Raw genomic sequence first — 15,198 nt, forward strand, 5'->3', positions numbered from 1 at the left:
CCGATGTCCTTTCCTCTGCTGACAGCGACGGCGGCGCTCCCGGCCCTCGGGGCGATCGCCACGGCCGCCGTACCGGCCCAGCGGCGCAACGCCGCGAAACTGCTGGCGCTGATCGTCTCGCTGGCCACGCTCGTGCTCGCCGCGATCATCGTGGTCCGCTTCGAGCCCGGCGGCGACCGCTACCAGCTCACCGAGTCCCACGCCTGGATCGCGGACTTCGGGGTGCGGTACGAACTGGGCGTGGACGGCATCGCGGTGGCGCTGATCGCGCTCACCGCCCTGCTGATCCCGTTCATCATCCTCGCGGGCTGGCACGACGCCGACCCGCTGGAGACCGGCAACAAGAGGTGGCGGCCGACGCAGGGCTTCTTCGCCCTGATCCTGGCCGTCGAGGCGATGGTGATCATCTCCTTCGAGGCCACCGACGTCTTCCTCTTCTACATCTTCTTCGAAGCCATGCTCATCCCGATGTACTTCCTCATCGGCGGCTTCGGGGACAAGGCCCATGAGCACGGCGACGAGGTGGCGGCGACGCAACGCTCGTACGCCGCCGTGAAGTTCCTCCTCTACAACCTGGTCGGCGGTCTGATCATGCTGGCCGCGGTGATCGGCCTGTACGTGGTCGCCGGGAACTTCTCGCTCCCGGAGATCGCCGAGGCCCGCGCCAACGGCACGCTGGAGATGGCGACCAGCACCGAGCGGTGGCTGTTCCTGGGCTTCTTCTTCGCCTTCGCGGTGAAGGCGCCGCTGTGGCCGCTGCACACCTGGCTGCCCAACGCCATGCAGGAGTCCACCGCCCCGGTCGCCGTGCTCATCACGGCGGTCGTCGACAAGGTCGGCACCTTCGCGATGCTCCGCTTCTGCCTCGGTCTGTTCCCCGAGGCCAGCAAGTGGGCGACGCCCGCGATCCTGGTCCTGGCGCTGATCAGCATCATCTACGGGGCGCTGCTCGCCGTCGGTCAGCGCGACATCAAGCGGCTGGTGGCGTACGCGTCGATCTCGCACTTCGGCTTCATCATCCTGGGCATCTTCGCGATGACCAGCCAGGGCCAGTCCGGCGCGACGCTGTACATGGTCAACCACGGCATCTCCACCGCCGCCCTGATGCTGGTGGCGGGCTTCCTGATCTCCCGGCGCGGGTCCCGGCTCATCGCCGACTACGGCGGGGTGCAGAAGGTCGCACCGGTGCTCGCCGGCACCTTCCTGATCGGCGGCCTCGCGACCCTGTCGCTGCCCGGCCTCGCCCCGTTCGTCAGTGAGTTCCTGGTCCTGGTCGGCACGTTCTCGCGCTACCCGGCGGTCGGGATCGTCGCCACCGTCGGCATCGTCCTCGCCGCGCTGTACGTCCTCGTCCTCTACCAGCGGACGATGACGGGCCCGGTGAAGGCCGGGGTCGAGGGGATGCCCGACCTGAAGGTGCGGGAGCTGGTGGTGGTCGCCCCGCTGATCGTGCTGCTGGTCTTCCTGGGCGTCTACCCGAAGCCGCTCACCGACATCGTCAACCCGGCGGTCGAGCACACCATGTCCGATGTCCAGAAGAAGGACCCCCAGCCCGAGGTGGAGGCGGCCAAGTGAGCGCATCAGCCGTCCACAGCCTGTGGACAACCGCGGCCGACCCGATCACGAAGATCGACGCGCCGAAGATCGAATACGGGCAGCTGTCGCCCACCCTGATCGTCATCGGCGCGGCGATCATCGGGGTCCTGATCGAGGCCTTCGTGCCCCGCAAGTCCCGTTACTACGTTCAAGTGTTCGTCTCCGTGGTCGCCCTCGCCGCCTCCTTCGCGGCGGTCGTCGCCCTCGCGGCCGGCGGATACGGCACCACGAAGGCCGGCATCGCCGCCATGGGCGCCATCGCCGTGGACGGACCGGCCCTGTTCCTCCAGGGCACGATCCTCCTGGCCGGCATCCTCGGCGTCTTCACCTTCGCCGAACGCCGCCTCGACCCCGAGACCCACGGCAACAAGGTCGACTCCTTCGCCGCACAGGCGGCCTCCGTGCCCGGCAGCGACAGCGAGAAGGCCGCCGTCAAGGCCGGGTTCACCACCACCGAGGTCTTCCCGCTGCTGCTCTTCGCCATCGGCGGCATGCTGATCTTCCCGGCGGCCAACGACCTGCTGACCCTGTTCATCGCCCTGGAGGTCTTCTCCCTCCCGCTGTACCTGCTCTGCGCCGTGGCCCGCCGCAAGCGGCTCATGTCGCAGGAGGCCGCCGTCAAGTACTTCCTGCTCGGCGCCTTCGCCTCCGCCTTCACCCTCTTCGGCATCGCCCTGCTGTACGGCTACGCAGGCTCGGTGAACTACGCGACGATCGCCCAGGTCGTCGACGGCACGGTCGGCGACATCAGCCCCGCCCTCGCCGGCACCATGGGCAACGACGCGCTGCTGCTCATCGGCTCCGCCATGCTCGTCATGGGCCTGCTGTTCAAGGTCGGCGCGGTGCCGTTCCACATGTGGACCCCGGACGTCTACCAGGGCGCGCCCACACCGGTCACCGGCTTCATGGCGGCGGCCACGAAGGTCGCGGCCTTCGGCGCGCTGCTCCGGCTCCTGTACGTCGTCCTGCCCGGACTGCGCTGGGACTGGCGGCCGGTCATGTGGGCCGTCGCCATCGTCACCATGCTGGCCGGCGCGATCGTCGCCATCACCCAGACCGACATCAAGCGGCTGCTCGCCTACTCGTCGATCGCGCACGCCGGCTTCATCCTCGCCGGTGTCATCGCGGCCTCGCCCGACGGCGTCTCGTCCGTGCTGTTCTATCTGGGCGCCTACTCGTTCGTGACGATCGGTGCCTTCGCCGTGGTCACGCTCGTACGGGACGCGGGCGGCGAGGCGACCCATCTGTCCAAGTGGGCCGGGCTCGGCCGCAGGTCACCGCTGGTGGCCGCGGTGTTCGCGGTCTTCCTGCTGGCCTTCGCGGGCATTCCGCTGACCTCCGGGTTCGCGGGCAAGTTCGCCGTGTTCAAGGCGGCGGCGGAGGGCGGCGCGGGCGCGATCGTCGTGGTCGGTGTGATCTCCTCGGCCATCGCCGCGTTCTTCTACATCCGTGTGATCGTGCTCATGTTCTTCAGCGAGCCGCGCCCCGAGGGGCCGACGGTCGCCGTGCCGTCGCCGCTGACCATGACCGCGATCGCGGTGGGTGTGGCGGTCACCCTGGTGCTCGGTGTCGCGCCGCAGTACTTCCTGGACCTGGCGGGACAGGCGGGAGTGTTCGTTCGGTAGCGCTTCGCTCAATTGTTCGGACTTGGCGGGGCTCGGCTTCGGGAGAGGCCGGGTCCCGCCGTCCGTTTTCGTGTGGGAGGCGCCCCACGCGGGTGGAGCCTGTGGATAACTCTGAGGCTGTCGGTGCGGGCGCCTATCGTGGCAAGGGCTGGAGGAACCACGGACGGCACAGGACGTCCGGCACGGGACTGTCCGGCACGGGTGTGCCGCACGGGCGTGCGGCACAGGACGCAAGGGCGCGGGGGACGGACGATGATCGGGACGGGCGGGACGAGTGTGATGGCGGACGAGGGCAGGACGACCGGAGCGGACAGCGAGGCGCTGGCCGTGCTCCACAAGGTCTTCGGATACGACGCCTTCCGGGGCGAGCAGGGCGCGGTCATCGAGCATGTGATCGCGGGCGGCGACGCCGTCGTGCTCATGCCCACCGGCGGCGGAAAATCGCTGTGCTACCAGATCCCGTCCCTGGTCAGGCCGGGCACCGGCATCGTCGTCTCCCCGCTGATCGCCCTCATGCAGGACCAGGTCGACGCGCTGCGGGCCCTGGGGGTGCGCGCCGGGTTCATCAACTCCACGCAGGACTTCGACGAGCGGCGCCTGGTCGAGGCCGAGTTCCTCGCCGGCGAGCTGGACCTCCTCTACCTCGCTCCGGAGCGGCTGCGCCTCGACACCACCCTGGACCTGCTGGGGCGCGGCAAGATCTCCGTGTTCGCGATCGACGAGGCCCACTGCGTCTCCCAGTGGGGCCACGACTTCCGCCCCGACTACCTCTCCCTCTCCCTGCTGGGGCAGCGCTGGCCCGACGTACCGCGCATCGCGCTCACGGCCACCGCCACCCGCGCCACGCACCGCGAGATCACCGAGCGGCTGGCCATGCCCCGGGCCCGGCACTTCGAGGCCAGCTTCGACCGGCCCAACATCCAGTACCGGATCGTGCCCAAGGCCGACCCCAAGAAGCAGCTCCTGTCCTTCCTGCGGCAGGAGCACCCCGGCGACGCGGGCATCGTCTACTGCCTCTCCCGCAACTCCGTCGAGCGGACCGCGGAGTTCCTCAGCAAGAACGGCGTCGAGGCGGTCCCGTACCACGCGGGCCTCGACGCGGGCACCCGCGCCGCCCACCAGTCCCGGTTCCTGCGCGAGGAAGGGCTCGTGGTCGTCGCCACGATCGCCTTCGGCATGGGCATCGACAAGCCCGACGTCCGGTTCGTCGCCCACCTCGACCTGCCGAAGTCGGTGGAGGGCTACTACCAGGAGACCGGCCGCGCCGGACGCGACGGGCAGCCCTCCACGGCGTGGATGGCGTACGGCCTCAACGACGTCATACAACAGCGGAAGATGATCCAGGGCAGCGAGGGAGACGAGGCCTTCCGCCGCCGGGCCGCCTCCCATCTCGACGCGATGCTGGCGCTCTGCGAGACCGCCGAGTGCCGGCGCGGCCAGCTCCTGCAGTACTTCGGCCAGGAACCCCAGGCCACGGGCTGCGGCAACTGCGACACCTGCCTCGTACCGCCGGAGACCTGGGACGGCACGGTCGCCTCGCAGAAGGTGCTCTCCACCGTGGTGCGGCTGCAGCGCGAGCGCGGACAGAAGTTCGGCGCCGTGCAGATCGTCGACATCCTGCTGGGGCGGCGGACCGCGAAGGTCATCCAGTTCGACCACGACCAGCTCTCCGTCTTCGGCATCGGCGAGGAACTGGCCGAGGGCGAATGGCGGGGCGTCGTACGGCAGTTGCTGGCCCAGGGCATCCTCGCGGTCGAGGGCGAGTACGGCACGCTCGTGCTCACCGAGGAGAGCGGGGCCGTGCTGCGCAGAGAACGGGACGTGCCCCTGCGCAAGGAGCCGAAGAAGCCGGTGACCGCGCGGGCGGCGTCGGGCGGCGGATCGGGCACCGCCGGCTCCGGCCGCGGCGAGCGCAAGGCCAAGCAGACCGTCGAACTGCCCGACGCCCTGATCCCCGTCTTCGAGGCCCTCCGCGCCTGGCGCGCCGAACAGGCCCGGGAACAGGGCGTCCCCGCCTACGTCATCTTCCACGACGCGACCCTCCGCGAGATCGCGGTCACCGCCCCCGCGTCCGTCGCCGAACTCGGCACGATCAGCGGAATCGGCGAGAAGAAGCTGGCGACGTACGGGGAGGGCGTGCTGGGGGTGTTGGGGGCACTGGGCGGGGCCGGAGCCGGGGCCGAGGCCGGAGCCGGGAGCGGGGGCGCGGCTGGGGACGGGCCCTCGGACGAGTCGTCGGCCGGTGCCTCCGGCGGGGCGAAGAGCCCGTCGCGCGGAGCGTCCACGGAGGCGGGCGCCTTCGACTGGCCGGACGACGAGCCGGAGCCCGAGTTCGACGACTGGGCGTAGAGGACACGCCGCACAGAGGCGAGGGGAGGGGCCGATCATGGAGGCGCAGGACACGGCACAGAGGCTGCGGGCGATCAGCGGGGAACTGGCGGACCGCTTCTACGAGCGGGCCGACGTGGTGCGCACGCTCGTGGTGACCCTGCTGGCCGGGCAGCACTCGCTGCTGCTCGGCCCACCCGGCACGGCGAAGTCCGAGATGGCCAGGGAACTCACCGGCAGGTTCGACGGGGCGGCGTACTGGGAGATCCTCCTGTCGAAGTTCACCGCGCCGACCAGGATGTTCGGTCCCATCGACGTCGCCGCGCTGACCCGGGGCGAGTACCGGCAGGTGTACGAGGGCCGCGCCACGACCGCGCATGTCGCGTTCATCGACGAGATCTTCAAATGCTCCACGGCCGCGCTCAACGAGACCCTGGGCTACCTCAACGAGCGGATCTACCACCCCGAGAACGGCGGCGAGCCGATCCGCTGCCCGCTGATCGGTGCCATCACGGCCAGCAACGAACTGCCCACGGGAGAGGACTCCGCCGCGATCTACGACCGGCTGCTGGTGCGGATCGAGGTCGGCTATCTGGAAGACCCCTCGAACTTCGCCGCGTTGGTCCGCTCCGCCGTCACCCGCCCGGCGCCACCGGCTCGGACCACCGTCGAGCTGACCGCGCTCCGGGGCGCCGTCACCGAGGGCGTCCCGGCCGTGGAGGTGCCCGACGGCATCGTGGACGCGGTGTGCACCCTGCGGGCCGCCCTGCGCCGCAGGGAACTCGTCGCCTCCGACCGCCGCTGGCGGCAGGCGGTGGGCCTGCTCCAGGCCTCCGCGTACCTCGACGGCCGCCCCGCGGTCACCGAGACCGACCTGTCGATCCTGACCCATGTGCTGTGGGACTCCCCGGCCGAACGCCCCACCGTCGAGCGCGAGGTGCTGCACCTGGTCAACCCCGACGCCAAGGAGGCGCTCGACCTGGCCGACACCATGGACGAACTGGAGGCCCAGCTCGACGCCATGGCCGGGCAGTCCCGCGAGGCACTGAGCGAATGGGTCATCAAGAAGGCCCACAACAAGCTGGCCACGGCGGGGAAACGGCTGGAGCAGCTGCGCGAGGAGGCGGTGGGCGCCGGCCGCTCCACCGCCGCCATCGACCGTGTCACCGGCCGCCAGCGCGCCGTCCGCGCCCGCGTCCTCACCGAGGCCCTCGGCGTGGACGCGAGCACGGTGCGGGCCGAACTCTGAGAACCCGGGAGGAGGGGACGACCATGGATGTGGCATCGAGCAGGCTCGACGCGTTGGCGGGCCGCGCCGGACAGTGGGTGGGACTCCCGGCCACCGGGGCCGAGCGGCACACCAGGGCCGTGGTCGGGGACCGGTTCGACCGGATCACCTGGCACGACACCTACGAGCAGTCGGCCGGGCTGCGCGAACTGACCGAGGAGCTGGCCCGGCACGCCGCCGACGACCACGCTCGCACGACCGCCCACGACCACGGTGGCGACCACACCCGCGCCGCCGACCTGCTGAGCGACGTGTTCCTGGCCGCGTACAAGATCCGGCCGAAGCTGCGTGAGCGCGTGGAGATGGCGCCCACCCGACTGGTCAACCACCAGGTGATCACCACGCTGGTGGAGTCACCGGAATTCACCGAACTGCACCGGGAGACGGCCGGCGACCCCTATGCCGCCGCCATGGCCGTGCTCGCCCAGGCCGCCGCGCTGCGCCGGATGCTGGAACGCACCCGGGACGCCCGGGAGCGGACCGAGCAGGCAAGGAGGGCCCAGGAGCAGGCCGAGGACGCGGCGCACGCCGTGGGCGAGGCGCTTCGGAGCGCGGCGGGCGAGGCCGACGAGGACGGCACCGTGGCGGCACCGGCCGCCGACGCCGTGCGGCGGGCGATCGAGACCGCCGAGAGCGCCGAGGCCGCGGCACGGCAGGCCGCCCTGGACGCCGCCCGGGCTGTCGCGGCGGCGGCGCCCGGTATCCGCACCGCCGCGCGGAGCGCGGTGGCACGGGCCGCCGACACCGTGCGGCAGGAGACCGCGCTGATGCGGGCGTGGGGCGTGGGCCCCGGCGAACTGGAGCGGATGCGGTTCGACGAGCGGGCCCGGCTCGCCGAACGGCTGCGCACCGGCCGTCTCGCGGAGTGGGCCGAACTGATCGGCCGCTTCCGGCAGATGGCCGACGGAGAGCGCGCCCGCAAGGTGGAGAACACCGTCGGTGAACTGGTCGGCGTCACCCTCGGCGACGACCTCTCCCGGGTCATCCCCTCCGAACTGGCCAACCTCGGACTGCCCGAGCTGCGCGCGGTGTTCGCCGCACGGTACGCCGCCGGGGAACTGATGCTCTACGACAGCCAGGGGGAGCGGCCGACCGGCAAGGGCGCCGTCATCGCGTGCGTCGACACCTCGCACTCCATGTACGAGGCGGGACCCGGCGGAGTGACCCGGGAGGCGTGGGCCAAGGCGTGCGCCCTGGCACTGCTGGACCAGGCCCGTCACGCGGGGCGGGACTTCGTCGGCATCCTGTTCTCGGCCGCCGACAGGATCCAGGTCTTCCGCTTCCCCGGCGACCGGCCCGCCGACACGGCCCGGGTCATCGACTTCGCGGAGACCTTCCTCGGCGGCGGCACCAGCTACCAGACGCCCCTGACGGCGGCCGGTGAACTGCTGAGGGAGGAGTACGACGACACGGCCCGCGCCCGCGGTGACATCGTGATGCTCACCGACGACGACTGCGGCGTCACCGCCGACTGGCTGCGCGGCTGGCACGACGCCAAACACCGGCTGGGCTTCCGTGTCTTCGGCGTCGCCGTCGGCGCCCCGCGCGTCGCCGAGACCGACTCCGTCCTCGACATCCTGTGCGACAACCTCCGTTCCATATCCGACCTCACGGACGTCCACGCCGCCGCCGACCTGTTCCGCGTGATCTGACCGGCAGCGTCCGTCGTCGGTCTCCGCCGGGGCCGGACCCCGCGGACCGTGAACGGCGGGCGGTGTCCGGGCACTATGCGCCGGGGTCGCGGAGGCCGACCGCGTCGTGCCGCCAGAACGGCTCCGAGTAGACCAGGGTTCCGGTCATCCAGGGCTCGTACTGCGGGAGTTCGAGGGCCTGGAAGGCACCGTCCGGGATACGCAGGGACGGTTTTCGGAAGCCCCGGTCGGCACCGGGGGTGAAGCCGAAGCGGGAGTAGTAGCCCGGGTCACCCTCCAGGAAGACCACCGGGACGGCCCGTTCGGCGAGGGTCCTCAGCCCGTGCCGGACCAGGGCCGAGCCGACACCGCGCTTGTGATGCCCGGGCATGACGGCCAACGGGCTGAGCACCTGCACCTCGACGAGTCGCCGAGGGGCATCGAGCAGACCGGGAGTGAACATGATGTGCCCGACGACCCGCCCGTCGAGTTCGGCGACCAGGGAGAGACCCCGCGCGGACGTGATCGTGTCCCGCAGGGTGTCGACCAGGTCGGCCACGACAAGGCCGTGGTCACCGAACGCCCGCAGGTGGACGTCCCGCACGGACTCCCTGTCGCCCGGAAGTTCTTCACGAAGATCCATGACCGGAGGGTAGGCAGCCGTTCCCGTCGCTCGCACATGGTTTTGCGGCACTCCTCACGACGGGGGTGGGTGGCGCGCGGGGTTGTGGGTCAGGAGGAGAGTGCGCGGCCGGCGTACGCCCGGACGTCGGCGTCGGAGTCCTTGGTGGCCGTGGTGAGGGCGGTGCGGGCTTCCTCGGTGGTGGTGTGGTGGGTGAGGGAGAGGACGGTGGCCTTGCGGACGTCGGCGTTGGGGTCGGTGAGGGTGGTGGTGAGGGCCGGGACGGCGAGGGGAGCGGGCGCGGTGGACAGGGCGGTGGCGGCGCCGGCGCGGACCTGCCAGGCGGGGTCGGTGAGGGCGGTCACGGCCCGAGGGGCGAGACGGGGAGGGCAGCCGACGGTGCCCAGGGCGCCGTAGGCGGCGGCGCGCACCAAGGGGTCCGGATCGTCGGTCAGCGTGGTCAGGGTGGTGAGGACGGCGGGGAGAGGAGGGTGGGGTTCCGGGGCGTTCGTCGAGATCGTCGCCAAGGCCTTGGCGATGGTGACGCGGACCTCGCGGGACGGGTCGGTGGGTGCCGCGTGGGCGAGTTCGACGGCCGCGTCGACCGAGACGAGGGCGCGTACGGCCTCGATACGGACGCCGATGTCGGAGTCCGCCAGCGAGCCCGCGAACAGGGCCGTGTCACCGAGGCTCAGCGCGCGCAGGACGTCCAGGGCGGCGGAGCGGACGACCGGGTCGGGCTCGGCCAGGGCGGCGGCGAGGCCGTCGCGCAGGGCGGGCTCGGGCGGGAGGGTCTCGACCAGTTCGCGCAGCGAGGCCGCCGCGGCGGCGCGTACCTCGGCGGCGCTGTCGCGGAGCGCCTCGGCGAGGGCCGGGCCGGTGCCCGCCGGGAGGGTCTCCGTGAGGACGGCCACCGCCTCGCGCCGCACGGCCGGCGCCGGGTCGGCCAGGTAGGGCCGGAGGGCGTCGAGTTCGGGCTGCTCCTCGGCGAGGGCGACCAGTTCGAGGAGGCGGGTGGGGGAGGTGTGGGGGGTGGGGTGGGAGGGGAGGGGGAGGGCCCCCCTCCCCGACCCCGGCGAACCTGCTGCCTCCGCTGCCTCTGCTGCCCCCGCTGCCCCCGCGGCTCCCAATGCCCCCTCCGCCCCCGAGCCCCCCGCCGCCCCCGCCGCCACCGGTGCCACGTCCCGGGACCCCGCTGTCGCCACGTGCTCCGCGTGGACCTCGCCCAGGGGGCGGGACGGGCCGCCGACCGGGGTGAACTCGTCGATCGGGACCAGGTAGGGGGCGACGGGGCGGGCGGTGAACTCCATGGCGCCGGACGGGGACTTGTACAGGTCGAGGTGGTGGAACCAGGAGGTGTCGTCGCGGTGGGGGTGGTCGAGGCGGTCGTGGTAGAGGCCCCAGCGGGACTCGGTGCGGGCCAGGGAGGCGCGGGCGGCCATCTCGGCGCAGTCGCGGATGAAGGAGACCTCGGCGCAGCGCATGAGTTCGTGCGGGGTGCGGGCGCCCATCTCGGCGATGTCGTCCCGCATCCGCTCGAACGCCTCCAGTGCCAGCGAGAGCCGGGAGCCGGACTTCGGGGGCGCGACGTAGTCGTTGACGAAGCGGCGGAGTTTGTACTCGACCTGGGGCTGCGGGGGCCCGTCGGGGTTGCGCAGCGGGCGGTAGATCAGCTCGTGGGCGTCCCGGAGCTGGTCGGCGGGCAGTTCGCCCTCGTAGGGGGAGTGCCGGGAGGCGTCCGCGCCCGCGAGGTCGCCGAAGACGAAGGCGCCGATCATGTAGTTGTGCGGGACGCAGGCGAGGTCGCCGGCGGCGTAGAGGCGGGGGACGGTCGTACGGGCCTGGTCGTCGACGCGTACGCCCGAGGCCGAGTGGCCGCCGCACAGGCCGATCTCCGAGATGTGCATCTCGATGTCGTGGGTGCGGTAGTCGTGGCCGCGGCCGGAGTGGAAGGTGCCCCGGGTCGGGCGCTCGGTGGTGTGCAGGATCGATTCGAGGGCCGCGACGGACTCCTCCGGGAGGTGGCTCAGCTTCAGATAGACGGGGGCGCGGTCGGAGGCGATCTCGGCGGCGAACTCGGCCATCATCTGGCCGGACCAGTAGTCGGAGTCGACGAAGCGTTCGCCGTGCCGGTTGACCTGGTAGCCGCCGAAGGGGTTGGCGACATAGGCGCAGGCGGGGCCGTTGTAGTCCTTGATCAGCGGGTTGATCTGGAAGCACTCGATGCCGGTGAGTTCGGCGCCCGCGTGGTAGGCCATGGCGTAGCCGTCGCCCGCGTTGGTGGGGTTCTCGTAGGTGCCGTAGAGATAGCCGGAGGCGGGGAGCCCGAGCCGGCCGCACGCGCCGGTCGCGAGGATCACCGCGCCGGCGCGCACGGTGACGAACGCGCCGCTACGGGTGTTGAACCCGACGGCCCCCACCGCCCTGCGCTCCGCGCCCTCGCCGGCCGTCAGCACGCGCACCGGCATGACCCGGTTCTCGATGCGGATGCGCTCGCGCATCTCGCGCCGCCGCAGCTGCCGGTAGAGGACCTTCTTGACGTCCTTGCCCTCGGGCATGGGCAGCACGTACGAGCCGGAGCGGTGGACCTGGCGGACGGCGTACTCGCCCAGCTCGTCCTTCTCGAACTTCACCCCGTACGACTCCAGCCGCCGGACCATGTCGAAGCCACGGGTGGCGGTCTGGCGGACCGTGGACTGGTCGACGATGCCGTCGTTGGCGCGGGTGATCTCGGCGACGTAGTCGTCGGGCTCGGCGCGGCCGGGGATGACGGCGTTGTTGACGCCGTCCATGCCCATGGCGAGGGCGCCCGAGTGACGGACGTGCGCCTTCTCCAGGAGCAGGACGTTCGCGCCGTGCTCGGCTGCGGTGAGGGCCGCCATGGTGCCGGCGGTGCCGCCGCCGATGACGAGGACGTCGCAGGTGAGTTCTTCGGCGGCGGTGAGGGCGGGGATCTCCACCAGAGGGCCTTTCAGGAACCGAGTGAGGTCAACACGGAGCGGCGCAGGGTCACGCGGGCCGGGTCGTCGTGGGCGGTGCGGTCGCGGGGGCGCGGGATGTCGCGTACGGCGGTGAGGCGGCCGGAGCCGAGGAGGGCCACGCGGTCGCCGAGGAACAGGGCCTCGTCCACGTCGTGGGTGACGAAGACGACCGTGGCGCCGGTGCCCCGCAACACCTCCACCAGCAGGTCCTGCATCCCGGCGCGGGTCTGGGCGTCGAGCGCCCCGAACGGCTCGTCCATCAGGACGGCGCGGGGGCGCCCGGCGAGCGCGCGGGCGAGTTGCGCGCGCTGGCGCTGTCCGCCGGAGACGCGGTGCGGCAGCTGCCGGGTGTACTCGGCGAGCCCGACCCGGGACAGCCACTCCTCGGCCTGCGTGCGGCGTTCGGCGCGGGGCAGGCCGCGGATGGCGAGCGGGAGTTCGACGTTGGCGCGCAGGGTGCGCCAGGGCAGCAGGGCGTCCTCCTGGAAGACCAGGGCGCGTTCGGCGGACGGGCCGGTCAGGGGGGTGCCGTCCTGGGTGATCCCGCCGTCGAGCGGCGGCAGCAGGCCCGCCAGGGTGCGCAGCAGGGTCGACTTGCCGCAGCCGGAGGGGCCGACGACGGTGAGGATCTCGCCGGGGGCGATGTCCAGGTCGACGCCGGTCAGGGCGACCGCGTCGGGGCGGCCCAGGTCGGCGCCCCGGAGCGCGAGGCGGATGCCGCGCACGCCGGCGGGCGCCCGGTCCTCGCGTGCCGGTGCCTCTTCGCGGGCGCGGGCCCGCGTCTCAGACGAGGTGCTCATCACGTGCCTCCTCGGCCGTGGCTGCGGTTCCGGGGGCGGTGGCTGTGGCGGCCGACGCGGCAGGGGCGGCGGCCGGTGCCGTCGCGGCTCGGGGCGCCCGGGGGCGCGCGACGGCGGCGTAGGACGTACGCGGGAGCCAGTGGGTGAGCCGGCGGCCGAGCAGTTCCACGGCCGTCGACGTCAGCCAGCCCAGCACACCGATCGTGGCCATGCCGACGAAGACGCCGGGGTAGTCGACGACCGTGTAGTCCTGCCAGGTGCGGTAGCCGACGCCGTACTGGCCGGAGATCATCTCGGCGGAGATCACACAGATCCAGGACACCCCGATGCCGACCGACAGGCCGCCGAAGATGCCCGGCAGCGCGCCCGGCAGGACGACGGAGGCGAGGACCCGCCACCGGCCGCCGCCCATGGTGCGGACGGCCTCCTCCCACACGGGGGTCAGGGCCCGTACGGCGTGCCGGGTGGAGACCAGGACCGGGAAGAACGCGGCGGTGAAGGTGATGAAGACGATGCCCTGCTCGTTGGAGGGGAACAGCAGGATCGCGACCGGGACGAGGGCGATCGCCGGGATGGGGCGGATCACCTCGAGGACCGGTCCGAGCAGGTCCTCGGCGAGCCGGGACCGGGCGATCAGGATGCCGGTCGCCACACCCGCCACCGCCGCCAGCAGGAAGCCGGTGAGGATGCGGGTGAGGCTGTCGGTCAGGTCCGTCCAGTAGTCGGGGCCGGAGACCCGGTCCGCGAAGGTGTGCGCCACGTCCGTGACCGTGGGGAACTGCGAGAACCGCAGCCATAGGTCGATGTCCTGGCTGGTCAGCAGCTGCCAGAGGGCGAGGGCCGCGACCAGGGACAGGGCGCGCAGCGCGTAGCGGGCGGCGACGGGCCGCCGGGAGCGGCGGCCCGGCCCGCGCACCTTGCCGGGCCCGCCCGCCGTGCCCGGCCCGCGCTCTTTGCCGGGGCGGCTCACGACGCCCGCTCCAGGGCGGTCGCGTAGGTGACGATCCCGGCGCCGTCGTGCCCGGCGACGTACGCCTTCGCCGTGGCCGGGGCGACGAAGGGGAGGAGCCGGTCCCCGTCGGCGACCCACACCGCCTTGTCGGCGAACCACTGCGTCCCGGTCGTGGCGTCGGGGACGTACGCGGCACGGACGGCGTCCTGGTGCGCGGCGACGTAGGCGAGCAGCTCGGCCGGTGTGGCGAAGGACTCGGTCTCGTCGGCGCCCTTGGGCCAGACCTCGCTCTCCGCCGGGGCGGGGGCCGCGGCGAGCTGCTTCGTGTACGCCGAGGCGCCGAGCGCCTTGCGGACGTACCGGTCGTCGACGAAGGCGTCCACGTCCACGTCGCCCGTCAGTTTCGCGGCCTCGAGGATCGGGACGTCCTTCTTCAGGGCGGCGATCAGCGCGGGCTTCAGGGCCGGGTCGAAGGTGGCGATGCCGTGGGCGCCGTTGTAGAGGTAGACGACCTCGGCGGGCAGTCCCGTCGCGTCGGCGACCTTCTCGGCGGCCTTGACGGGGTGCTCGTTCAGGTAGTCCGTGGCCTTGGCCTGGGCCTTGAGGAAGGCCTCCAGGACGGCCGGCCGCCGCTTCGCGAAGTCCTCGCGGGCGGTCACGCCGTGGAACGTGGGCAGGTCGAGCTGCGCGCCGTCGTACAGGGCCTTCGCCTTGCCCTGGTACGTCAGCAGGCCCGGCCACGCCACGAACTGCGACAGGGCGTCCGCGCTGCCCCCGGAGAGGGCGGAGGCGCCGACGGCCGGCTGCTGGTTGAGCTTCTCGATGTCCTTGTCGGCGTCGAGACCGGCGTCCCGCAGCGCTCGTACGAGAGTGCCGTCGGCCGCCGAACCGACGCTCGTCGAGACCTTCTTGCCCTTCAGGTCCGTCAGCGTGCTCAGCTTCGAGTCCGGTGCCGTGACGATGGTGTTGAGCCCGCCGCGGAGGTTGTAGCCGGTGGCCGCGACCAGCCGGGTGGGCTTGCCGAGCTGTTTGCCGCGGGCCGCGTTGAGCAGCAGCGGGAAGTCGCCCATCGAGCCGATGTCGATCTTCCCGGCGGTCATCTGGGCGGTGATGGGGGCGCCGGTCGCGTAGTCCTGCCAGTCGACCTTGTACGTCTTCCCGTCACCGAGCGCGTTCAGCTCGTCCTCGAAGTAGCCGAGGGAGCGCAGCAGGGTGCCGGCGGTGACGGTGTTGATGGTCTTGGACTGGTAGCCGACGGTGACGGTGACCGTGGAGCCGTCGTCCCCGGCCGCCGCGCTGCCGCCGCAGGCCGTCAGGGGCGCGAGCAGCAGCAGGGAGGCGGCGATGACTGCCTTGTGTTTCATGGGAGTTCGGG

10 protein-coding genes are annotated in these 15,198 nt (G+C 72.2%); 5 read left to right on the top strand and 5 right to left on the bottom strand.

The features are described from left to right. Positions 1–3 precede the first annotated feature (3 nt). From J8M51_RS37610 to J8M51_RS37630, 5 genes are all read left to right on the top strand, one after another. Positions 4–1,575: an NADH-quinone oxidoreductase subunit M gene (locus tag J8M51_RS37610; RefSeq protein WP_086757054.1), complete on the top strand. Its 1,572-nt coding sequence runs from the start codon at positions 4–6 to the stop codon at positions 1,573–1,575. Beyond that, positions 1,572–3,221 carry an NADH-quinone oxidoreductase subunit NuoN gene (gene nuoN, locus J8M51_RS37615; RefSeq protein WP_086757056.1) on the top strand — a complete coding sequence of 550 codons (1,650 nt, stop codon included), beginning with the start codon at positions 1,572–1,574 and terminating at the stop codon, positions 3,219–3,221. The genes J8M51_RS37610 and nuoN overlap by 4 nt, the downstream gene beginning before the upstream one ends. A 252-nt stretch (positions 3,222–3,473) precedes the next feature. Then, positions 3,474–5,570 (top strand): DNA helicase RecQ, encoded by a 2,097-nt coding sequence (gene recQ / locus J8M51_RS37620; protein WP_267299844.1) that lies wholly within the window; start codon positions 3,474–3,476, stop codon positions 5,568–5,570. A gap of 37 nt (positions 5,571–5,607) precedes the next feature. Then, a complete protein-coding gene (locus tag J8M51_RS37625) occupies positions 5,608–6,798 on the top strand; it encodes an AAA family ATPase (RefSeq protein ID WP_216589569.1) in 1,191 nt (396 codons plus the stop codon). Positions 6,799–6,821: 23 nt separating this feature from the next. After that, positions 6,822–8,489: a VWA domain-containing protein gene (locus J8M51_RS37630; protein ID WP_086759780.1), complete on the top strand. Its 1,668-nt coding sequence runs from the start codon at positions 6,822–6,824 to the stop codon at positions 8,487–8,489. Between the two features lie 73 nt (positions 8,490–8,562). Here J8M51_RS37630 and J8M51_RS37635 read toward each other — a convergent pair whose 3' ends face one another. From J8M51_RS37635 to J8M51_RS37655, 5 genes are all read right to left on the bottom strand, one after another. Beyond that, a complete protein-coding gene (locus tag J8M51_RS37635; protein WP_086759778.1) occupies positions 8,563–9,111 on the bottom strand; it encodes a GNAT family N-acetyltransferase in 549 nt (182 codons plus the stop codon). A gap of 89 nt (positions 9,112–9,200) precedes the next feature. After that, on the bottom strand, positions 9,201–12,065 hold the full coding sequence (locus J8M51_RS37640) for a fumarate reductase/succinate dehydrogenase flavoprotein subunit (protein WP_398857794.1): 2,865 nt from the start codon (positions 12,063–12,065) through the stop codon (positions 9,201–9,203). Then, entirely contained in the window at positions 12,062–12,871 is an 810-nt protein-coding gene (locus tag J8M51_RS37645) for an ABC transporter ATP-binding protein (RefSeq protein WP_179203270.1), read from the bottom strand. Before J8M51_RS37645 ends, J8M51_RS37640 begins: the two co-directional genes overlap by 4 nt. After that, complete coding sequence (locus J8M51_RS37650; protein WP_086759195.1) at positions 12,855–13,787, bottom strand: ABC transporter permease; 933 nt, start codon at positions 13,785–13,787, stop codon at positions 12,855–12,857. The genes J8M51_RS37645 and J8M51_RS37650 overlap by 17 nt, the downstream gene beginning before the upstream one ends. Positions 13,788–13,837: 50 nt before the next feature. Continuing rightward, positions 13,838–15,187, bottom strand: a complete 1,350-nt coding sequence (locus J8M51_RS37655) for an ABC transporter substrate-binding protein (RefSeq protein WP_086759193.1) — start codon at positions 15,185–15,187, stop codon at positions 13,838–13,840. Positions 15,188–15,198 lie beyond the last annotated feature (11 nt).

The sequence above is a fragment of the Streptomyces griseiscabiei genome (assembly GCF_020010925.1).
In the GTDB taxonomy this organism is placed as follows: domain Bacteria; phylum Actinomycetota; class Actinomycetes; order Streptomycetales; family Streptomycetaceae; genus Streptomyces; species Streptomyces griseiscabiei.